General features: G+C 58.6%; 22 protein-coding genes. 10 read left to right on the top strand and 12 right to left on the bottom strand.

Annotated features, from left to right (window positions below):
* Entirely contained in the window at window positions 1–582 is a 582-nt protein-coding gene (locus PAG01S_RS06690) for a response regulator transcription factor (protein ID WP_033756983.1), read from the bottom strand.
* Between the two features lie 98 nt (window positions 583–680).
* Window positions 681–1,046: a YbgS-like family protein gene (locus PAG01S_RS06685; RefSeq protein WP_062758143.1), complete on the bottom strand. Its 366-nt coding sequence runs from the start codon at window positions 1,044–1,046 to the stop codon at window positions 681–683.
* Window positions 1,047–1,333: 287 nt separating this feature from the next.
* On the opposite strand from PAG01S_RS06685, the gene aroG reads away from it, so the two are divergent.
* Entirely contained in the window at window positions 1,334–2,386 is a 1,053-nt protein-coding gene (aroG, locus tag PAG01S_RS06680; protein ID WP_010669658.1) for a 3-deoxy-7-phosphoheptulonate synthase AroG, read from the top strand.
* Between the two features lie 202 nt (window positions 2,387–2,588).
* Here the strand turns inward: aroG and gpmA are convergent, their stop codons facing one another.
* The 6 genes from gpmA to modE all read right to left on the bottom strand — a co-directional run bounded on the left by gpmA (window position 2,589) and on the right by modE (window position 9,274).
* Entirely contained in the window at window positions 2,589–3,341 is a 753-nt protein-coding gene (gene gpmA, locus PAG01S_RS06675; protein WP_003851893.1) for a 2,3-diphosphoglycerate-dependent phosphoglycerate mutase, read from the bottom strand.
* Between the two features lie 151 nt (window positions 3,342–3,492).
* Complete coding sequence (gene galM, locus PAG01S_RS06670) at window positions 3,493–4,527, bottom strand: galactose-1-epimerase (protein ID WP_010669659.1); 1,035 nt, start codon at window positions 4,525–4,527, stop codon at window positions 3,493–3,495.
* On the bottom strand, window positions 4,521–5,669 hold the full coding sequence (gene galK, locus PAG01S_RS06665) for a galactokinase (RefSeq protein WP_010669660.1): 1,149 nt from the start codon (window positions 5,667–5,669) through the stop codon (window positions 4,521–4,523). The genes galM and galK overlap by 7 nt, the downstream gene beginning before the upstream one ends.
* The gene (galT, locus tag PAG01S_RS06660) at window positions 5,666–6,712 is read right to left on the bottom strand and encodes a galactose-1-phosphate uridylyltransferase (protein ID WP_010669661.1); all 1,047 of its coding nucleotides are present in this window, start codon (window positions 6,710–6,712) and stop codon (window positions 5,666–5,668) included. The genes galK and galT overlap by 4 nt, the downstream gene beginning before the upstream one ends.
* A gap of 237 nt (window positions 6,713–6,949) precedes the next feature.
* Window positions 6,950–8,422: a molybdate ABC transporter ATP-binding protein ModF gene (gene modF / locus PAG01S_RS06655; RefSeq protein WP_062758141.1), complete on the bottom strand. Its 1,473-nt coding sequence runs from the start codon at window positions 8,420–8,422 to the stop codon at window positions 6,950–6,952.
* 69 nt (window positions 8,423–8,491) lie between these two features.
* Complete coding sequence (gene modE, locus PAG01S_RS06650) at window positions 8,492–9,274, bottom strand: molybdenum-dependent transcriptional regulator (RefSeq protein ID WP_062758139.1); 783 nt, start codon at window positions 9,272–9,274, stop codon at window positions 8,492–8,494.
* Window positions 9,275–9,410: 136 nt separating this feature from the next.
* On the opposite strand from modE, the gene PAG01S_RS21580 reads away from it, so the two are divergent.
* The 4 genes from PAG01S_RS21580 to modC all read left to right on the top strand — a co-directional run bounded on the left by PAG01S_RS21580 (window position 9,411) and on the right by modC (window position 12,228).
* On the top strand, window positions 9,411–9,566 hold the full coding sequence (locus tag PAG01S_RS21580; RefSeq protein WP_010260183.1) for an AcrZ family multidrug efflux pump-associated protein: 156 nt from the start codon (window positions 9,411–9,413) through the stop codon (window positions 9,564–9,566).
* Between the two features lie 144 nt (window positions 9,567–9,710).
* Window positions 9,711–10,484, top strand: coding sequence for a molybdate ABC transporter substrate-binding protein (gene modA / locus PAG01S_RS06645; protein ID WP_062758137.1), 774 nt, complete (start codon window positions 9,711–9,713; stop codon window positions 10,482–10,484).
* Complete coding sequence (gene modB, locus PAG01S_RS06640; protein ID WP_010260189.1) at window positions 10,481–11,170, top strand: molybdate ABC transporter permease subunit; 690 nt, start codon at window positions 10,481–10,483, stop codon at window positions 11,168–11,170. Before modA ends, modB begins: the two co-directional genes overlap by 4 nt.
* Window positions 11,170–12,228: a molybdenum ABC transporter ATP-binding protein ModC gene (gene modC, locus PAG01S_RS06635; protein ID WP_062758134.1), complete on the top strand. Its 1,059-nt coding sequence runs from the start codon at window positions 11,170–11,172 to the stop codon at window positions 12,226–12,228. Before modB ends, modC begins: the two co-directional genes overlap by 1 nt.
* Here modC and PAG01S_RS06630 read toward each other — a convergent pair whose 3' ends face one another.
* Window positions 12,229–13,047, bottom strand: a complete 819-nt coding sequence (locus PAG01S_RS06630; RefSeq protein WP_062758132.1) for a pyridoxal phosphatase — start codon at window positions 13,045–13,047, stop codon at window positions 12,229–12,231.
* Between the two features lie 155 nt (window positions 13,048–13,202).
* On the opposite strand from PAG01S_RS06630, the gene pgl reads away from it, so the two are divergent.
* On the top strand, window positions 13,203–14,204 hold the full coding sequence (gene pgl / locus PAG01S_RS06625) for a 6-phosphogluconolactonase (protein WP_010260201.1): 1,002 nt from the start codon (window positions 13,203–13,205) through the stop codon (window positions 14,202–14,204).
* 343 nt (window positions 14,205–14,547) lie between these two features.
* On the opposite strand, the gene PAG01S_RS06620 is transcribed toward pgl, so the two are convergent.
* On the bottom strand, window positions 14,548–15,024 hold the full coding sequence (locus tag PAG01S_RS06620) for a kinase inhibitor (protein ID WP_013357177.1): 477 nt from the start codon (window positions 15,022–15,024) through the stop codon (window positions 14,548–14,550).
* Between the two features lie 75 nt (window positions 15,025–15,099).
* Window positions 15,100–16,404 (bottom strand): adenosylmethionine--8-amino-7-oxononanoate transaminase, encoded by a 1,305-nt coding sequence (bioA, locus tag PAG01S_RS06615; protein WP_061704217.1) that lies wholly within the window; start codon window positions 16,402–16,404, stop codon window positions 15,100–15,102.
* Between the two features lie 85 nt (window positions 16,405–16,489).
* On the opposite strand from bioA, the gene bioB reads away from it, so the two are divergent.
* Genes bioB through bioD form a run of 4 tightly spaced genes read left to right on the top strand, consistent with a single transcriptional unit; the run spans window position 16,490 to window position 20,079 of the window.
* A complete protein-coding gene (gene bioB, locus PAG01S_RS06610; protein WP_062758130.1) occupies window positions 16,490–17,521 on the top strand; it encodes a biotin synthase BioB in 1,032 nt (343 codons plus the stop codon).
* The gene (gene bioF, locus PAG01S_RS06605) at window positions 17,521–18,672 is read left to right on the top strand and encodes an 8-amino-7-oxononanoate synthase (RefSeq protein WP_033771178.1); all 1,152 of its coding nucleotides are present in this window, start codon (window positions 17,521–17,523) and stop codon (window positions 18,670–18,672) included. The genes bioB and bioF overlap by 1 nt, the downstream gene beginning before the upstream one ends.
* Window positions 18,656–19,411 carry a malonyl-ACP O-methyltransferase BioC gene (bioC, locus tag PAG01S_RS06600; RefSeq protein ID WP_062758128.1) on the top strand — a complete coding sequence of 252 codons (756 nt, stop codon included), beginning with the start codon at window positions 18,656–18,658 and terminating at the stop codon, window positions 19,409–19,411. Before bioF ends, bioC begins: the two co-directional genes overlap by 17 nt.
* On the top strand, window positions 19,408–20,079 hold the full coding sequence (gene bioD, locus PAG01S_RS06595) for a dethiobiotin synthase (protein WP_062758126.1): 672 nt from the start codon (window positions 19,408–19,410) through the stop codon (window positions 20,077–20,079). The genes bioC and bioD overlap by 4 nt, the downstream gene beginning before the upstream one ends.
* Window positions 20,080–20,225: 146 nt before the next feature.
* On the opposite strand, the gene PAG01S_RS06590 is transcribed toward bioD, so the two are convergent.
* Window positions 20,226–20,948, bottom strand: coding sequence for an ABC transporter ATP-binding protein (locus PAG01S_RS06590; RefSeq protein ID WP_010260222.1), 723 nt, complete (start codon window positions 20,946–20,948; stop codon window positions 20,226–20,228).
* Between the last annotated feature and the right edge of the window lie 505 nt (window positions 20,949–21,453).

Raw genomic sequence — 21,453 nt, 5'->3', positions numbered from 1 at the left:
TCACTGCTGCGCCTTCCACAGGTCAGCCAGTTCCACCACCGAACGGGCGCCGGTTTTTTCCAGAATGTTCTTTTTATGGGTGCTGACCGTTTTGTTACTGATGTGCAACTGGGCGGCGATTTGCAGATTGGAGAGGCCGCTGGCCAGCAGCGCCAGAATCTGACGCTCTTTCTGGGTCAGCGGGAGTTCCGGTTCATCATCCATCACCGGAAACGCCGTCTGACCGCCCAGCACCGCCAGGATAGCGCTAAGCAGTTGCGCCATGCGCTGGCTCTTCACCACATAACCGGCGGCACCCAGCGCCTGGGCACGACGCACATAGTGGCGGGTCTGCTGAGCAGAGTAGATCAATACCGGACAGTCGGGGCGATGGATCTTCAGGCGACGCAGGAACTCCAGCCCATCGCTATCCGGCAGGCCAATATCCAGCACGATGATGTCCAGTGGCTGCTGAAGCAGGGGACGGGCGGCTTTTTCACTGCTGGCAGAGAGGAGCTGAACCGGAATGGGTGACTGGCTCAGAGCGGCTTCAAGTGCCACTTCAACCAGCGGATGATCGTCAATCAGAAGCAAAACGGCCATGAAGGATTTCCTGTAAAATTCACAGGATTAGCATAGCGGAAGAGTGGGACAGAGGGGAGAAAAACCAGGAGAGCGTCAGCTCTCCTGGCTAAACAGAATTACTGGGTGGTGCCGTCGGTTTTGGTATCTACGTCACCGCCGCCCACTTTAGTCTGAACTTTTTTATTGATGTTCGGACATTTACCATCTTTACACTGGGCGTTCTGGTCCATTTCGTTAGCAGACATATTACCATGGCTGGTGGTGCTGCCAGACGTTGCAGGATTGGTATCGTTGCCAGTGTTATTAATTTTGCTGTTATCGACATTATTTGGCGGCAGATTCTCTTTCGCTCCGCCCGCTGCTGCACCTGCACTGGCTGCCTGATTCGATGTACCGTTATTGCTGCTGTCTGCAGCCAGTACCGCACCGCTGCTCAGTGTCATTGCTGCTGTCAAAAAGAGTAAGGCAAACTTTTTCATCATTATGCTCCCGTTAATAAATGAAGATGCTTTAAGCCCAGAGGTGCAATTTCGGGTAAGAAAATCCCTGACGAAATATAATTCGCCGGTTGGCTTAAACAGGGTGATTTAATTTGGTAAGCGGGACGTTCCTCAGTGCTTACCATTAAAAAGTCTAGTCGCTAACCTGATTAATGCAAATATCACCCGCACATTTAACCCGCAGCGGGAATTTACACCCCAGGCGCTTCGGGCTACATTGGGCAGGTTGTGTCCGGCGGGCGCCGGGCCAGAAATAATATGGAATCAGTATGAATTACCAGAACGATGACTTACGCATCAAAGAGATTAAAGAGCTGTTACCTCCGGTTGCGCTGCTCGAAAAATTCCCGGCGACCGATCGTGCTGCACAGACCGTTTCACAGGCCCGTCAGGCGATTCATCAGATCCTGCAGGGCAAGGACGATCGCCTGCTGGTGGTGATCGGCCCCTGCTCAATTCATGACACTGAAGCGGCAAAAGAGTATGCCGACCGCCTGCTGGCGCTGCGTGATGAGCTGAAAGGCGAGCTGGAAGTGGTGATGCGGGTCTATTTTGAAAAGCCGCGCACCACGGTGGGCTGGAAAGGGCTGATCAACGATCCCTACATGGACAACAGCTACCAGCTCAATGACGGTCTGCGTCTGGCGCGTAAACTGCTGCTGGATATTAACGACAGCGGCTTACCGGCGGCGGGCGAGTTTCTGGATATGATTACCCCGCAATATGTGGCTGACCTGATGAGCTGGGGCGCGATTGGCGCGCGCACCACGGAATCTCAGGTACACCGTGAGCTGGCGTCCGGTCTCTCCTGTCCGGTCGGCTTCAAAAACGGCACCGATGGCACCATTAAGGTGGCGATCGATGCCATTAACGCGGCGGGATCGCCGCACTGTTTCCTGTCTGTGACGAAGTATGGTCACTCCGCCATTGTGGAAACCAGCGGCAACGGTGACTGCCATATCATTCTGCGCGGCGGCAAAGAGCCGAACTATAGTGCGCAGCATGTTGCAGAGGTCAAAGAGGGCCTGGCAAAAGCGGGTCTGCCACAGCAGGTGATGATCGATTTCAGCCACGCCAACAGCAGCAAGCAGTTCCAGCGTCAGATGGTTGTGGCAGACGATGTCTCACAGCAGCTGATTAATGGTGAGCAGGCGATTGTCGGTGTGATGATCGAGAGTCATCTGGTGGAAGGCAACCAGAGTCTGGAGAGCGGCGAGCCGCTGGTCTATGGCAAAAGCGTCACCGACGCCTGTATCGGCTGGGAAGATACCGACAAGGTGCTGCGTCAGCTGGCGGCAGCGGTTAAACAGCGCCGCGGCTGAGTGGGATAACTGACAAGGTCTGACCCGGTTCGCGTTGAGGATTGTGCCTCTGACCGTATTCCCTGCGATTTGAGCCAATCAGTTGTTGCCTGGCTCATTGATCTCTTTATTCTGACAACGAACACAGTGCGCAGCGTTCGTGCGCGCAGCCCAATAAAAAAGGCCAGACTTTCGTCTGGCCTTTTTTTATTTCAGCGAGAAATTACTTCGCTTTACCCTGATTCGCAACGGCTGCAGCTTTCGCGGCAATCTCGTCCTGGTCGCCCAGGTAGTAGCGTTTCAGCGGTTTGAAGTTTTCATCGAACTCATAGACCAGCGGTACGCCGGTAGGGATATTCAGTTCGAGGATTTCATCTTCGCTCAGGTTATCCAGATATTTCACCAGCGCACGCAGTGAGTTGCCGTGTGCGGCAATGATCACTTTCTCACCGCTTTTGATGCGCGGCAGAATGGTGTCGTTCCAGTAAGGGATAACGCGGTCGATGGTCAGCGCCAGGCTTTCGGTGGTTGGCAGCTGCTCTGGGGTCAGTTTCGCGTAACGCGGATCATGGCCCGGGAAGCGCTCATCTGAACGATCCAGCTCTGGTGGGGTAACGGCAAAGCCGCGACGCCACTGCTTAACCTGCTCATCACCATATTTGGCAGCGGTTTCCGCTTTATCCAGACCCTGCAGCGCACCGTAGTGACGCTCGTTCAGACGCCAGGTTTTCTCAACCGGCAGCCAGGCCTGATCCAGCTCATCCAGCACATTCCACAGCGTGTGAATGGCACGCTTCAGTACTGAGGTGTAAGCGAAATCGAAAACAAAGCCCTCTTTTTTCAGCAGCTGACCTGCTGATTTGGCTTCGCCACGACCTTTCTCTGAAAGGTCAACATCATACCAACCGGTAAAGCGGTTTTCGTTGTTCCACTGGCTTTCGCCGTGTCGCACCAGAACCAGCTTAGTTACAGCCATAGCTTAACTCCTTAATACTGTGATGTTTCTGTGAGATTGGAAACCTGCTGCTGCCCGCCTGACACGCGAGCTGATTGCGCCATACCATAACGGAAAAGCGGGCAGCGCGTAAGCCTGTGTGTGACGCACTGCGCGTTTTTCAGCCGGAGGCTCAGCGTGGCGTGAAGCGATAACGCGTCACGGATTCCCAGCGATCTCCCGGCTGCAGCCAGCAATCAGGCTGAGGCCATTCAGCATGATTAGGCGAATCCGGTAAAAATTCGCTCTCCAGCGCAATACCCTGAAAAGCAGTATAGCTCGCCTGCTCGCGGGCACGGGTGCCCGCCAGGTAGTTGCCGGAGTAAAACTGCAACGCCGGTGCCGAAGTGGTCACGCTGAGCTGCAGTCTGCCATCTTCCGACCAGAGTTCTGCCGCAGGCTGAGTGTCGTCGCCTGCGCTGTTGAGCAGAAACGCATGGTCATAGCCCTTCACCGCTCGCTGGTCGTCGTCTGCCAGAAACTCCTGTGCCACGACTTTGGCCTCGCGGAAATCAAAACTGGTTCCGGCAACCTCTTTCAGCGGCGCATTCGGGATGCCTTCGCTGTCGACCGGCAGATAATGGTCGGCGTGCAGTTGTAAGCGATGCTGGCGGGCGTCGCCATGATGCGCATCAAGGTTAAAGTAGGCGTGGTTAGTCAGATTGACCGGGCAGGGCTGATCGCAGCGCGCTTCATAGCTTATGCTCAGGCAGTTCTGGTCATCCAGCTGATAGCGCAGATCGGCAATCAGATTGCCGGGATAGCCCTGATCGCCATCAGGCGAATCAATGCGGTAGTGCACCTCGCTGTCAGACTGGCTGACAATCTGCCAGCGGCGCTTATCAAAGCCTTCCGGTCCGCCATGCAGCTGATGTGCGCCCTGGTTAGGCACCAGCTGGCGGTTCAGTTTATTCAGTTTTGCCCCGGCGATGCGGTTAGCGTAGCGGCCGACCGTCGCGCCCAGATAGGCATCCTGATGCAGATAGTCAGAGGGCGTGGCGCAACCGAGCAGGGCTTCACGCACCGTGCCATCCTGCATCGGCACGCGGGCGGAGAGCCAGGTTGCGCCCCAGTCCATAAAGGTTGCCAGCATGCCGTTGGCATTGCGCAGCACCGTTATGCGCCACGGCTGACCGTCGGGCGCGTGGGAGTTGACGTCGTTCAGCATTGGCCGGCTCCTTCAGAGGCTTTGCAGACGTAGAAGGTCTCTTTGATGCCGGTCGCAGCTTCATACTGCTCCGCTACGGCGGCTTTGACCTGATCGACCAGATCCAGTGGCATCAGCGCGACGATACAGCCACCAAAGCCGCCGCCGGTCATACGCACGCCGCCGCGCTCACCGATCTGCGCTTTCACGATCTCAACCAGGGTATCGATCGGTGGCACGGTGATCTCGAAGTCGTCACGCATCGAGGCGTGAGATTCGGCCATCAGCTGGCCCATACGGGTCAGGTCGCCCTGCGTCAGCGCATCGGCTGCTTCCAGGGTGCGGGCGTTCTCGGTCAGGACGTGACGCACGCGTTTTGCCACCTGCGGGTCGAGCTGCGCCTGTGCCGCTTCAAACTCGGCCAGTTCAACGTCACGCAGCGCCTTCTTATTGAAGAAACGCGCCCCCGCTTCACACTGCTCACGACGCGTGTTGTATTCGCTGCCAACCAGGGTACGACGGAAGTTGGAGTTGATGATCACCACCGCGATATCTTCCGGCATCGACACCGGACGCGTGCCCAGCGTGCGGCAGTCGAGCAGCATGGCGTGATCTTTCCGGCCCAGCGCGGAGATCAACTGGTCCATGATGCCGCAGTTACAGCCGACGAACTGGTTTTCCGCTTCCTGACCATTCACGGCAATGGCGGCGCCATCCAGCGGCAGATTATAGAGCTGCTGCACCACGGTGCCGACCGCCACTTCCAGCGACGCAGATGAGCTGAGGCCCGCGCCCTGAGGCACGTTGCCGCTGATCACCATATCGATACCGCCGAAATCGGCATGACGCTGCTGCAGATGCTTCACCACGCCGCGCACATAGTTGGCCCACATCGGTTCCTGCAGGCTGACGATCTCTTCATCGAGAGAGAATGTGTCCTGCGCATTTTCATAATCCGCCGCGACCACCCGAATCTGGCGATCGTCACGGCGGGCACAGGCAATCACCGTCTGGTAATCGATGGCGCACGGCAGCACGAAGCCGTCGTTATAGTCGGTATGCTCGCCAATCAGGTTAACGCGGCCCGGTGCCTGAATGGTATGCGTAGCGGCGTAACCGAAAGTGTCAGAGAAAAGCTGCTGCGTGATGGTTTTTAAGCTCATTGTTGTGCCTCACGGAAGTGAACGTCGCTGACAGAACGCAGACGTTCCGCCGCCTGTTCCGCCGTTAAATCGCGTTGGGTTTCGGCCAGCATTTCATAGCCAACCATAAATTTACGCACCGTTGCTGAGCGCAGCAGCGGCGGATAGAAGTGAGCATGCAACTGCCAGTGATCGTTGGCTTCGCCGTTAAACGGCGCGCCGTGCCAGCCCATGGAGTAGGGGAATGAGCACTGGAACAGGTTGTCGTAGCGGCTGGTCAGCAGCTTAAGCGCCAGCGCCAGGTCGGTACGCTGCGCCTCATTGAGGTCGGTAATTCGTTTGACGTGCGCTTTCGGCAGCAGCAGGGTTTCAAACGGCCAGGCGGCCCACCACGGCACCACCGCCAGCCAGTGATCGGTTTCCACCACGGTGCGGCTGCCATCCTGCTGTTCACGTGCCAGATAATCGACCAGCATCGGCGAGCCATGTTTAGCGAAATAGTCGCGCTGATGATCATCTTCACGCTGCGCTTCATTCGGCAGGAAGCTGTTGGCCCAGATCTGACCATGGGGATGCGGGTTGGAGCAGCCCATCGCCGCGCCTTTGTTCTCAAACACCTGCACCCAGGGATAGTGCTGACCCAGATCGGCGGTCTCTGCCTGCCAGGTACGCACCACCTCTTCCAGTGCGTTCAGCGACATCTCCGGCAGGGTTTTGCTGTGATCGGGCGAGAAGCAGATGACCCGACTGGTGCCGCGTGCGCTTTCACAACGCATCAGGATATCGTCGCTCTCGGGCGCGTCTGGCGTGTCGGTCATAAGCGCAGCAAAGTCATTGGTAAAGACGTAGGTGCCTGCATAGTCCGGGTTTTTGTCGCCGGTGATGCGGGTGTTTCCGGCACACAGGAAGCAGTCCGGATCGTGCGCCGGTAACGTATTGACCGCCGGGGTTTCCTGCGCGCCTTGCCACGGACGTTTGGCCCGATGAGGTGAAACTAAAATCCATTGATCAATCAGTGGATTGTAACGGCGATGCGGGTGATCGACCGGGTTGAATTTTTCCATGTTAGATCCTGGTAAGCGTCAAAAGCCAAAGAGGCATCGGTAAAAAGTAGCACATCAGCGCGCCCGAAAGCGTGATCAAGTCTGGATAAATGGTATCGTTTACACAAGCTGAATATTCTTATTTCGTGGCATTGTGTGCGGATATATGGCGTGAAAGGTGATGTGGAATGGTAGCGCTTACACAAGGGTGCTTTAAAACGCCGCAGCAGCGGCGTGGGGTGACGCGTTACAAGAGCCTTAGTGCAGGGTTTCCTGCTGATAGTGATAGCCGCCGTCATGGGCGATAAAGCTCAGGCGATGTGTGATGCAGGCGGGCGCATCTTCCGCGTGATGCGAAACAAACAGCAGCTGAGTCCGTCCCTCGCCAATCAGCACATCGACAAAGCGCCGCACCAGCTGGCGGTTAATCGGGTCGAGCCCCTGTAGTGGCTCATCCAGTATCAGTAGCGTCGGATGCTTAACCAGCGCGCGGGCAATCAGCACCAGCCGCTGCTGTCCCCATGAAAGCGAGTGGAACGGCGCATCGGCCTGTCCGTTATCCATCCCCAGCAGTGCCAGCCACTGCTGTGCCAGCGCTTTTTGCCGGTCAGAAGCCGCCTGATAGAGACCAATAGAGTCGAAGAAGCCCGACAGGATCACCGTGCGCACATTGGTGCTGACGCGGTAATCGAGATGCAGGCTGCTGCTGACATAGCCAATATGCTGCTTGATATCCCAGATGGTTTCACCACTGCCGCGACGGCGGCCAAACAGGGTTAAATCATTGCTGTAGCCCTGAGGATGATCGCCGGTCACCAGGCTGAGCAGGGTCGATTTCCCTGCGCCGTTCGGGCCGGTAATCTGCCAGTGCTCGCCGGCGTTGACCTGCCAGTTCAGCCCCTGAATTACTGGCTTATCGTTATACGAGACGGTGCCGTTGCGCAGGATAACGCGCGGCGCATCATCCGCCAGCGATGGCAGCTGATCCGGCGCATCCGCCTCAGGTAACGCCATTCCCATCAGCTGTTCACTGTGTGCCAGCTGCGCCACCAGCGCTTCCGTTAAAATGGCCTGGCGTGGCCCGCTGTGGGTGAGGGTGCACTCCGCCAGCACGCCAACCTGCTGAATGAAATCGGGAATATCGTCAAAGCGATTGAGCACCAGCACCAGGGTAAATGTCGGTTGCTGCAGGCCGCGCAGCGTGTCGGTCAGGCTGGCGCGCGACGCCACATCCAGTCCGTCAAACGGCTCATCCAGAATCAGCAAATCTGGCTGGTTCATCAATGCCTGACAGAGCAGGGTTTTGCGGGTTTCGCCGGTAGAGAGATATTTGAAGCGGCGTGAAAGCAGCGCTTCGATGCCGAACTGCTGTGCCAGCTGCTCGCAGCGCTCGGGCTGCTGCACCTCCGTCTGAATCACCTCTGCCACGGTCAGCCCGGTATCCTCTTCACCTTCGCTGAGCATATCGGTGTTATTGCGCTGCCACTCCTGCGCCACCAGGGTTTGTAGCTGCTCCAGCGACAGCCGGACCGGCCGTCTGAAATCGCTGCTGACTGAACCGGCCAGCGGCGGAAGTTCACCAGAGAGTGCGCGCGCCAGTGATGATTTGCCGCTGCCGTTGGCTCCGACAAACGCCCAGCTTTCGCCGCGCTGCAGTGCCACCTGATTCAGGCTCAGTATCCGGGTATCGCTAAGACGAAATGTGCCTTGCGAAATGTGCAATGAAGCCATGATCTGTTCCATTTTTTGCATCGTGTCACTGAGTTGTAACCATTGCCCGTAATGAAGTCAAATCAACCGCTAGAGCAGGGTGGCGACGATGGCGTGTTCCGCATTGAAACTGGCGATCACGGCGTCGCCGGGCTGCAGCCTGAGTTGCTGCAGCTGATCGTTGCTCAGGGTCGCGCACAGGGTTTCGCCGCTGGCGAGCTTCATCAGCACTTCACTCATCTGCTCGCCGGGTTCGATGGCACTGACCGTCGCTGCCAGCTGATTGTCATCCTGTGCGGCGTCACGACTGATGCGGATCCACGGCGCCTTGATCAGCACCAGCACCTCTTTACCGGCGGCCAGTTGCAGTCGATCGGCGCTACGCTGGGTCAGCGCCACATTAAGCAGCGTGACGCCATCGGCCAGTTGAATCAGCAGATGCTGGACCACCTGCTTCGCATCGTTACTGACGACGGTGCCAAACAGCTGGTTACGGGCGCTGGTCTGCAGCGAGAAGCGGGCGATGGCCGCCAGCAGACTGTCGAGCGGTAACGTATCCTGCTGTAGCGCATCAAAGGCTTTCTGCTGGATCTGCTCCATCAGCTGGAACAGCTGAATCAGGCGTTCACCGTAGCGGGTGAGCGTTGCGCCACCGCCGCCTTTACCGCCGGTGGCCCGCTCCACCAGCGTTTCATCCGCCATCTGGTTCATCTCATTAATCGCATCCCAGGCACTTTTGTAGCTGATACCGGCCAGCTTCGCACCCTGACTGATCGACCCGGTCTGCTGTACGCGTTTCAGCAGCTCAATACGTCGCGGATCGGCAAACAGTTTCTGTTGTAAACGGATATGAAGGGACAGTTCGGCTTCCATGACAGCTCCGGCAAAGGGTTAAGGCGAAGGCCGATGATAGCGGCGTTTTGTGACCAAAGTAAAAGCACGAAAAGGGCTGCGCAAAATTTTGCTGACCCGTTACAATCTCTTTTTTGTTAGCAGAGTGAGACTCTCCATGCTGGAATTACTTAAAAGCCTCGCCGTTGCCATACTGATGGTGCCTGTCGTGATGGCGCTGATGCTGGGCATGATTTATGGCCTGGGTGAAGTGTTTAACGTCATCTCTAAAATTGGTCATCGCGAAAAATCCTCAGCCCGTTCGCACAATTAATTGCTGCTACGCCCGCCATCTGCGCGGGCGTGGTCGTTTTTATCTCTCCTGATTTAACCTTTTGTTCCCCCTGCCGATAATTTACTGAACCTCACTGACATTGCGCTATATTATCCGCTACACAACGAATAGCCGGAGAAAATCATGTCATTTAAACACTATCGCTGGGGCGTCGCGGCCCTGATCACCGTTTCGCTGGCCGGGCAGGCTGTGGCCGCCGACAACATCACTGTGTTTGCCGCGGCTTCACTGACCAACGCGATGCAGCATATTGCCAGCCGTTACAAGCAGGAAAAGGGGGTGACGGTGGTCTCTTCGTTTGCCTCCTCTTCAACGCTGGCGCGCCAGATTGAGCAGGGTGCTCCTGCCGATCTCTTTATCTCTGCCGATCAGCAGTGGATGGATGATGCGGTGGCGAAAAAAAGTGTGATTACCAGTAGCCGCTATACCCTGCTGGGCAACGATCTGGTATTGATTGCGCCACGCAGTGCTGACGCGAAAGCGGTGACGCTGGACCCGCAGACTGACTGGAAAACCTTGCTGCACGGTGAGCGTCTGGCAGTCGGCGATCCGGACCACGTTCCTGCGGGCATCTACGCCAAAGAGGCGCTGCAAAAGCTGGGTGCCTGGGAAGGCGTTGCGCCTTCGTTAGCGCCAGCCAATAATGTGCGGGCAGCGCTGGCGCTGGTCGAGCGTAATGAAACGCCCTATGGCATTGTCTACGGGTCTGACGCGGTCGCCAGCGATAAAGTGCAGGTCGTCGGGCATTTTCCGGCAACCAGCCATAAACCCGTAGAATATCCGATGGCGATCGTGAACGATCACGACAACGCCGCCGTTAAAGCGTTTTATGATTATCTGAAAGGGCCCCAGGCCGCGGCTATCTTTAAACATTACGGATTCACACCGACGAAATGATACTCAGCGATCCCGAATGGCAGGCGGTACTGCTTAGCCTTAAAGTCTCTGGCATAGCCGTGATAGGCAGTCTGCCGTTTGGCATCCTGATGGCCTGGATTCTGGTGCGCTGCCGTTTTCCTGGTAAAGCGCTGCTCGACAGCCTGATCCACCTGCCGCTGGTGCTGCCACCAGTGGTGGTGGGTTATCTGCTGCTGATTAGCCTTGGGCGGCGCGGCATCATAGGCGAAAAGCTTTATGACTGGTTCGGCTTCAGCTTTGCTTTCAGCTGGCGCGGTGCCGCACTGGCCTCTGCCGTGATCGCCTTTCCGTTGATGGTGCGCGCCATCCGGCTGGCGCTGGAGGCGGTGGATAGCCGGCTGGAGCAGGCGGCGCGCACGCTGGGCGCCGGACGCTGGCGGGTCTTTTTCACCATTACGCTCCCGCTGACGTTGCCAGGCGTGATCGTCGGTACGGTGCTGGCGTTTGCCCGATCGCTGGGCGAGTTCGGCGCCACCATCACCTTTGTTTCCAATATTCCCGGCGAGACGCGCACGCTGCCGCTGGCGATGTTTACCCTGATAGAGACACCGGGCGCGGAAGGGGCGGCGGCACGGCTCTGCGTCATCGCGATCGTGCTGGCGCTGGCGTCACTGCTGGCGTCGGAATGGCTGGCACGTGCAGGCCGTAAGCGGATGGGAAACTGATGCTATCACTCAACGTTATGCAGCAGCAGGGCGATCACGTGCTGGAGGTCGACCTGCAGATCCCGGCCAAAGGGATCACCACTATTTTCGGCGTGTCAGGTGCCGGAAAAACCTCCCTGATCAACGCGATCAGCGGGCTGACTCAGCCGCAAAGGGGACGGATCCAGCTGCACGATCGTCTGCTGTTTGATGCAGAGCAGAAGATTGCGCTGCCGCCGGAAAAACGGCGTATCGGTTATGTGTTCCAGGATGCGCGGCTGTTCCCGCACTATCGGGTCCGTGGCAACCTGCAATATGGTATGGCACCTAAGATGAAAGCGCAGTTCGACAGTCTGGTCTCTCTGCTGGGTCTGGAGGTGCTGCTGCCGCGCTTTCCGCTGTCGCTGTCGGGCGGGGAAAAGCAGCGGGTCGCGATTGGCCGTGCGCTGCTGACCGCACCGGATATGCTGCTGCTGGATGAGCCGCTGGCGTCACTGGATCTGCCACGTAAACGTGAACTGATGCCCTATCTGCAAAAGCTGGCGAAGCAGGTCGATATTCCGATGCTCTACGTTTCGCACAGTCTGGAGGAGATCCTGCAGCTGGCTGATAACGTGCTGGTGCTGGATGCGGGCAAGGTCAAAGCCTTTGGTCCGCTGGAGCGGGTCTGGAGCAGCAGCGCGATGCGGCCCTGGCTGCCGGTGAGTGAACTGACCAGCGTGCTGCGGGTGCAGGTGCTGGAGCAGCATCCCGACTATCCGATGACCGCGCTGTCGCTGGGCGATCAGCACATCTGGGTCAGCCGGGTGAATCAGCCGGTTAAAACCCCGCTGCGTATTCGCATTGCCTCGGCCGATGTCTCGCTGGCGCTGCAACCGCCGCAACACAGCTCGATCCGCAACATTTTACCGGCTCAGGTGGTGGAATTGCTGGAGGTCGGGGACCAGGTTGAGGTGAAGCTGCGCATCGGCATCAGCGAACTCTGGGCGCGCATCACGCCGTGGGCGCGGGATGAGCTGGGCATCCGGCCGGATCAGTGGCTTTATGCCCAGATCAAAAGCGTCTCGGTGACGCCCTGATTACAACACGTACTGATAGAGGGTATCGGCAATACCGGTTTCAAGGTTGGTGCCGATCACCATTTTCGCCCGCGCTTTAATCGCCTCATCGGCATTACCCATCGCCACGCCCAGTCCGGCCGTTTCCAGCATGCTGAGATCGTTATAGTTATCACCAAACGCGATCACATCGGACATACTCAGCCCCAGTGATTCAACCCACTGCGCCAGTCGTTTGCCTTTGCTGTTGCCGCCTTTGGCGATATCAACCTGATCGTGCCACGACCATTCGCAGGCCAGCCCCAGTTCCGCTTCCACTCTGGTGGCGAACTGCTGCAGTTCCGGGATGTTGTTGTGCGACAGGGCAAACTTCCAGATCGAACCGGCTTCGCGTGCCGCCTTGGCTAAGTCGGGCACCTGGCGGAACAGTGGACGCTGGTGGGCGGGCAGCGATTCGGCCCACTTCAGGGTGCGCATCACGTGGCCGGTCGGGGTCTGATAGAGCATCGCATCATCCACGTAGAGCAAACCGTGAATCTGCTGCTGATTCAGCATCTCAATCACCTGCAACGCCAGTTGCGGGTCGAGGGGATCGGACGCCAGCACCTTTTTCGCCTGGTAATCATACAAATAGGTGCCATTACAGCAGATTGCGGGTGTATCCAGCTGTAACGCCTGATAAAAAGGGTGGATAGCGCAGTGATGGCGTCCGGTCACGATAGCGACATGAACGCCCGCCTGGCGTGCCTGATTTAGCGCTTCGATTGACTGCGGCAGAATCGTTTTGGCTGGGGTCAGCAGCGTGCCGTCGAGGTCGAGGGCAATTACACGGTAGCTCATTAATCCTCTCGTTTTTCCTGGTTTGCAGGGGCTGAAGTCTACACCTCACCACGGTCCGGAGACAAAAAACAGGGCACAAATGATCCCAGCGTAGGGCAATAAAACAGGCTACAGTGATTCACAGATCATGATCAGGCAGCAAAAAAGGAGAATGCATGAAACAAGTTGTGTACACCGCCAGTCCCGAGAGCCAGCAGATTCACGTCTGGCAGATGAATGATGAGGGCGGGCTGACGTTGCTTCAGGTGACCGATGTCGCCGGCCAGGTTCAGCCGATGGTGGTGAGTCCGAACCGCGATTTTCTCTATGTCGGTGTGCGTCCCAATTTCCGCGTGCTGGCGTTTCGCATTGCCGCCGATGGCACGCTGACCGAAGCGGGTCAGGCGCCGTTGCCCGGCAGTCCGACTCACATTTCCACCGATCGCCAGGGCAGATTCCTGTTCTGCGGCTCCTACAATGATGCCTGCGTCAGCGTCAGCCCGATTGGCGATGACGGCATTCCGCAGGCCCCGCTGCAGGTGATCAGCGGACTGGATGGTTGTCACTCGGCCAACATCGATAATGACAACAAGACGCTCTACGTGCCGGCTCTGAAGCAGGACCGTATCTGTCTGTTTAAGCTGGGCGAAGATGGTCAGCTGACGCCGCGTAAACAGACGCAGGTCACGACGGTAGAAGGCGCTGGCCCGCGTCATATGCAGTTCCATCCGGGCGGCCAGTACGCTTACTGCGTGAACGAGCTCGACAGCACGGTTGAGGTGTGGGCATTAAATACGGGCGAAGGTGAAGCAGAAAGCGTGCAGACGCTGGATATGATGCCGCCTGATTTCAGCGGTACGCGCTGGGCAGCCGATATTCATCTGACGCCGGATGGCCGTTTCCTCTATGCCTGCGATCGCACCAGCAGCACGCTGGCGGTCTTCAGCGTCAGCGACCTGGGCGATGAGCTGACCCTGGAAGGGTTCCAGCCGACGGAAACGCAGCCGCGCGGATTTAATATCGATCACAGCGGACGCTATCTGGTGGCGGCGGGACAGAAATCTCATCACATCGAAGTTTATGCGATTACCGAACCGAAAGGGCTGTTAAAGCCGCTGGGACGTTATGCGGTGGGGCAGGGCCCGATGTGGGTTGTGATTCATCAGTTACAGGCGTAACCCGCTACGAAAAACGCCTCTCCTGTCAGGGAGAGGTATGAGATAGTTGACGAAGTCTGCCACAGCCCAGCTGTGAGATCGAGCTGACACAGGGAACGGCGTCAGATCGGAAAGACGCAAAAACCGCCATCCATGGCACGCTCTGCCCCCGCGATTACGCACCTCATCCCTGAGGTGCGCCCGTAGCCGGGCCAACGCTTTGCGTTGTTCAAAAACGCTCCCGGCGTTTTTGTCCCTGGGCGTGGGACGCTTTCCTCTTCTGACGCCGTTCCCTGCGTTTTGAGCTAATACGTTGCTGCCAGGTCACCCAGCCTTGGGTTTGCCAGTAGTCTGTCGTGCTGAATTACTGATAATTCACGGTCAGCGAGGCGCTCGCCAGTGCGTGGAAATGCACATTAAAGCCGACCATTGCGCCACTGGCGCCTTCATCTACTTCAATCGTCTCCACATCCAGCGCATGCACGGTGAAAATGTAGCGATGGGTTTCGCCCTGTGGCGGCGCCGCGCCACCGTAGCCCGCCTGACCGAAATCGGTACGGGTCTGGATTGCGCCTGCTGGCAGTGATGCTTTGCCGGAACCGGCACCCTGCGGCAGTGACGTCGTGCTGGCCGGAATATTCGCCACCACCCAGTGCCACCAGCCGGAACCGGTCGGGGCATCAGGATCGTAGCAGGTCACCACAAAACTTTTGGTGCCTTCCGGCGCCGCTTCCCAGGCAAGGTGGGGAGAGATATTCTCGCCCTGATAACCCATGCCGTTGAAAACATGCTTTTCAGGCATCTTCTCGCCGTCATTAAAATCCTGACTAAAAACGCGCATCACATCTCCTTAATTGTCGATGAATAGCCTGTCATCATAACCAAAAGCGCCGTCAGTGCCAGCGGTCAGCCTGCTTCAGGCGGCAAAATGTTGAGAATGCTCCAGCGCGCCGCCAATCGCCTGCACCAGCCTGCTCAGCGCCTGCGGCGTGATGATGTAGGGCGGCATCAGGTAGATCAGCCGGCCAAAAGGCCGGATCCAGACGCCCTGTTCAACAAAGAACTGCTGCAGCGCCGCCATATTAACCGCCTGATGGGTTTCCACTACGCCAATCGCGCCCAGCACGCGCACATCGGCCACCTGCGGTGAACTGCGCAGCGGCAGCAGCTCAGCCCGTAACTGCTGTTCGATTGCCGCCACCTGGCGCTGCCAGTGACCTTCCGCCAGCATGGTCAGGCTCTCCGCCGCGACCGCGCAGGCCAGCGGATTGCCCATAAAGGTCGGGCCATGCATAAAGCAGCCCGCCGCGCTGCGGCTGATGGTGTCCGCGACCTCGCGGGTAGTCAGGGTCGCCGCCAGCGTCATCATGCCACCGGTCAGCGCTTTGCCGACGCAGAGAATATCCGGGGTAATGCCCGCATGCTCGCAGGCAAAAAGTTTGCCGGTACGGCCAAAGCCGGTGGCGATCTCATCCGCAATCAACAGCACGCCATAGCGATCACAGGCTTCCCGTACCTGCTGCAGATAACGCGGATGGTAGAAACGCATGCCGCCCGCACCCTGCACAATCGGCTCCAGAATCACCGCTGCCAGTTGCCGGTGATGCTGTTCTATCAGCCTGGCGAAATCATCGAAATCAGGCTGGTGCCATTCATCATCAAAGCCGCAGGCCGGGGCCGCCGCAAAGTGATGCTCGGGCAGATAGCCGCGCCACAGGCTGTGCATCGAGTTCTCGGGGTCGCACACCGACATCGCTGCAAAGGTATCGCCGTGATAGCCGCGTTTCAGCGTCAGGAACTGCTGGCGCGTCTCGCCACGCCCCAGCCAGTACTGCAGCGCCATCTTCATCGACACTTCCACCGCCACCGAGCCTGAGTCGGCCAGGAAGACGCACTCCAGCGCCTCAGGCGTCATCGCCACCAGCTGACGGCAGAGCGCCACCGCCGCCGGATGGGTAATGCCGCCAAACATCACGTGCGACATCTGGGTGACCTGCTCTGTCAGCGCCCGATTCAGGCGCGGATGGTTGTAACCGTGGATCGCCGCCCACCACGAGGACATCCCATCCACCAGCTCACGGCCATCGGCCAGTTGCAGCTGAAAACCCTGTGCGGCGACCACCGGGTAGCAGGGCAGCGGATCCTGCATCGAGGTGTAGGGATGCCAGATATGCTGGCGGTCAAAGCGGGCATCGTCTGAGGAGAAAACGGGGATAGTCATCGGAGTTGTAAACCAAAATAAAAAAATATAGTTTACAAGTATAACCCTGCTTTTCGTCGGGATGACACCCTTTTTGGAGTAAGTAATGGCTCAACGCTGGACAATTGCACAGGCGCAAGCGCTGTTTGATCAACCTTTTCTTGAACTGATGTTTAAAGCGCAGCAGGTGCATCGGCAGCACTTCGATCCGCGCCAGGTGCAGGTCAGTACCCTGCTGTCGATTAAAACCGGTGCCTGTCCGGAAGATTGTAAATACTGCCCGCAGAGCGCGCGCTACAAGACCGGCCTGGAGTCGGAGCGGCTGATGGAAGTGGAAGAGGTGCTGACTTCAGCGCGTCAGGCCAAAGCCGCCGGTTCAACCCGTTTCTGCATGGGTGCCGCGTGGAAAAATCCGCACGAGCGCGATATGCCCTATCTGGAGAAGATGATAGAAGGCGTGAAGGCGATGGGAATGGAAACCTGCATGACGCTGGGCACGCTCAGCGACCACCAGGCGCAGCGACTGGCGGGCGCAGGTCTCGATTTCTACAACCATAACCTCGACACCTCACCGGAATTCTACGGCTCCATCATCACCACCCGCAGCTATCAGGAACGTCTGGATACGCTGGGCAAAGTGCGCGACGCCGGCATTAAAGTCTGTTCGGGTGGCATTGTCGGCCTGGGCGAAACCGTTAACGACCGCGCCGGTCTGCTGGTGCAGTTAGCCAACCTGCCAACGCCGCCGGAAAGCGTACCGATCAATATGCTGGTGAAGGTCAAAGGCACGCCGTTGGCGGATAACGATGATGTGGAACCGTTCGATTTTATCCGCACCATCGCGGTGGCGCGCATCATGATGCCGACCTCGCATGTGCGCCTCTCAGCGGGCCGTGAGCAGATGAGTGAGCAGACCCAGGCGATGTGCTTTATGGCCGGGGCGAACTCGATTTTCTACGGCTGCAAACTGCTGACCACGCCGAATCCGGAAGAGGACAAAGACCGCGTGCTGTTCCGCAAACTGGGTCTTAACCCGGAGCATACTCACACTCAGCACGGCGATCAGCAGCAGGAGCAGCAACTCAGCGAGCAGCTATTCCATGCCGACACTGAACAGTTCTACAACGCGGCGCTGTAATGGGCTGGCAGCAACGTATCCGTCAGGCGCTGACGCAGCGCCGGGCGGCCGATGGCTGGCGGCAGCGACGGGTGATCGATCAGCAATCGACCCGCACGCTGCACAGCGGCGGCCGCAGCTATCTCCACTTCTCCAGCAATGATTATCTCGGCTTAACCCAGCATCCGGCGGTGATTGCGGGCTGGCAACAGGGCGCGGCGCAGGCGGGCGCAGGTGCCGGTGCTTCAGGGCATGTCACGGGTTATCACCGTCAGCACGCCGATCTTGAGGCGCAGCTGGCCGACTGGCTCGGCTACGACCGTGCGCTGCTGTTTATTTCTGGCTTTGCGGCCAATCAGGCAGTTATTCATCTGCTGGGCGAGAAAAACGATCGCATCCTGGCCGATAAACTCAGCCACGCCTCGCTGCTCGACGCCGCCAGCCATAGTCCGGCACAGCTGCGACGTTTCCATCACAACGCGCCGGAGAGCCTGGCAGCCCGGCTCGCCTCTCCCTGCGAGGGCGAAACGCTGGTGGTGACGGAAGGTATTTTCAGCATGGATGGCGACAGTGCGCCGCTGGCCGCCCTGGCGCAACAGACGCGCCAGGCAGAGGGCTGGCTGCTGGTGGATGATGCGCACGGCATCGGCGTGGTGGGTGAGCAGGGGCGCGGCAGCTGCTGGCAGCAGGGCGTTAAACCGGAACTACTGGTGGTCACCTTTGGCAAAGCCTTTGGCGTCAGCGGTGCCGCGCTGCTGTGCGACGCGGCCACCGCCGACTATTTCCTGCAGTTCAGCCGACATCTGATCTACTCCACCGCGATGCCCGCGGCGCAGGCGAGCGCGCTGCAGGCGGCGTTGCGTGAAGTTCAGCAGGGCGATGCCCTGCGGCAGCAACTGCAACAGAACATTGGCCATTTCCGGCGCGGTGCGGCCTCGCTGCCGTGGCAACTGATGGACTCCGGCAGCGCGATTCAGCCGCTGCTGGTGGGCGAAAATGGCGATGCGATGGCGCTCTCCCAGCGGCTGGCTGAGGCGGGCTGCTGGGTCAGCGCGATCCGGCCACCGACCGTGCCGCCGGGGACGGCCCGGCTGCGCATCACTCTGACCGCGGCTCATCGCCCCGAGGATATTGACCGGTTACTGGAGGCGCTGCATGACGCTGCGGGTTGACAAGCAGGCGGTGGCACGCGCCTTTGGCCGGGCGGCCAGCCATTACGATGCCCATGCGGCGCTGCAACGCCTCAGCGGCGATGCCCTGCTGGCACAGGCGCCCGCACAGAGCGGTCTGCAGCTGCTGGATGCCGGTTGTGGCACCGGCTGGTTCAGCAGGCTGTGGCGCGAACGTGGCAAACAGGTAACGGCTCTGGATCTCTCTCCGCAGATGCTGCAACAGGCGCGGGACAATGACGCGGCGCAGCACTATCTGGCCGGTGATATCGACGCGCTGCCGCTGGCGGATAACACGATTGACCTGGTGTGGAGCAACCTGGCGGTGCAGTGGAGCGAGGATCTGCCCGGCGCGCTGAGCCAGTTCCGGCGGGTGCTGCGGCCCGATGGCATGCTGCTGTTTTCCACTCTGGGCGACGGGTCTCTGCAGGAGGTTCATGAAGCCTGGTCCCATCTGGATGCGCTGCCTCACGCCAACCGCTTTCTCAGCGAGCCACAGATTGCGGCGGCCTGCCACGCAGAGCACCTGCGCTGTACCTCAGAGGTGGTGACCCTGCATTTTCCCGATGCGCTCAGCGCCATGCGCTCCCTGAAGGGGATTGGTGCGACCCATCTGCACCAGGGGCGTGACGGGCAGGTATTAACCCGACAACGGCTCAACCAGTTAGAGGCGCACTGGCCGCGAGATCGGCACGGCTATCGCCTGAGTTACCATTTAATCTATGGAGTAAGTGCATCATGAAACGCCTGTTTATCACTGGCACCGACACCGAGGTCGGTAAAACCGTGGCCAGCGGCGGGCTGCTGCAGGCGGCAGCCGCAGCGGGCTATCGCTGTGCGGGCTATAAGCCGGTTGCCTCAGGCTGTGAGATGACGCCAGAGGGCATCCGTAACAGCGATGCGCTGGCGCTGCAGCGTTACAGCAGCGTGCCGTTAAGCTATCAGCAGGTCAATCCGCTGGCGTTTCTCGAGCCGACTTCGCCGCACATCGTCAGCGCCGAAGAGGGCAGGCCGATCACCCATCTGGCGCTGTCGGCAGGTCTGGCGGCGCTGCAACCGCTGGCAGACTGGATTCTGGTAGAGGGCGCGGGCGGCTGGTATACCCCGTTGTCGGAGACGCATACTTATGCGGACTGGGTGGTCAGCGAAAAGCTGCCCGTGATTCTGGTGGTAGGGATTAAGCTCGGCTGCATCAATCACGCCATGCTCACCGCTGACGCGGTGCGGGCAAGCGGCCTGCCGCTGGTGGGCTGGATCGCCAACACCGTCGAACCACCGGGTAAACGCTATCAGGAGTATCTCACCAGCCTGAAAAACAGGTTACCTGCGCCCTGTCTGGGCACCATCCCGTTTCTCACCGATGCGGCGCAGCAGGCGTCCTGTGGTCACTACCTGACGCTGCCCGAGTAACCGCCTGGCCTGGCTATTTTATTTGTCGTGCTGAATCCGGGCAGTGCTCACCATTTTCGCGCGCTGTGTACACGCTCCGGTGGTTCTGCGCGCTCCGTCTCCAGCCTGCCTGCAACACTTACGCCTAGTGGGGCAGGCGCTGAATATCAGGCTACCGTCAGCCATTTATCGACGGTGTGGTCATCAAGCTGTTCCATGCTGCCCTGCGCCACATTGCGGCCGCGGTGCAGCAGCAGGAAATAGTCCGCCACGCGACGGATCAGCGACAGGCGCTGCTCCAGCAGCAGGATGGTCAGTCCGTAGTCGAGGTTAAGCCGACGGATCAGATTGCCCATCTCCTCTTCCAGCCACGGCGACATCCCGTCGGTCGGCTCATCCAGAATCAGCAGTTTGGGCTGCAGCACCAGCGCGCGCGCCAGGGCCAGCTGTTGCTGCTGATCGATCGGCAGATCGCCGCTGCGCTGCTGGCGCAGTGAGTAGAGCGCCGGGAAGAGGTCGAACACCATTTCAGGAATGGCGCGATGGCGGTCGCGCTGGCTGGCACCCGCCAGCAGGGCAATCAGCAGATTATCTTCCACGCTCATCTGGGTAAAAATATGGCGGCCCTGCGGCACATAGCCAATCCCCATCTGCGCCCGCTGTTCAGCCGGTTGCAGCAGCAGATCTTCCGGCGGCGAGCCATCCTCTTTCCAGGAGATAGAGCCGCTGTTAATCGGCAATCTGCCCATGATGCAGTTCACCAGCGTGGTTTTACCCATGCCAGGTCGGCCCAGAATGCCGGTGCAGGTGCCAGGCGACAGATCCAGGTCCACATCCCACAGAATATGGTTTTGACCGTAAAATTGATTTACCGAACGTAAACTCAGCATCTGACACTCTCCTTCCCGATCGTTAGCCTGATTGCTTCCGCGCTCTGTCGTCTGGCAAACAAGTCATCAGCAACGGCAGCCTCGCCATTGCAGCACAGTGCGCATTTCGCGCGGTGACGCTACTGACTCCTGCAATTCCCAGGCCAGATCTAAAAACGGCCCTGTTTCCTGCCGGAGCGCCGCGTGTCAGGGATGAAAGGTGAGAAAAACTTATCAATTCCCCACGGTGACCACGCACCTGCACTTTTGCAGTGCCCTGGAGCGCTGTTTCTGGTGCAGACGTACTGTAACGTGGCAGGAAGTCCGATTAAGAATCTTAGTATGAGGCGCGCAAATTTGCGTACGACACCCGGTGACAGTTTAAAATTGCAGAATAATCCGTCAGCAGGCGACGCGAAATTTAACGCAAAAAAAATTATTTTCACGGTAGTGAGAAGGCAGGGAAAAATTATACACAGCTGATGGCGTCGGGGCTGCCATCACTTATCCACCATTCCTGTGGATA

It is taken from the genome of Pantoea agglomerans NBRC 102470, assembly GCF_001598475.1.
Lineage (GTDB): Bacteria > Pseudomonadota > Gammaproteobacteria > Enterobacterales > Enterobacteriaceae > Pantoea > Pantoea agglomerans.
This window is presented reverse-complemented; position numbering and strand designations above follow the sequence as displayed.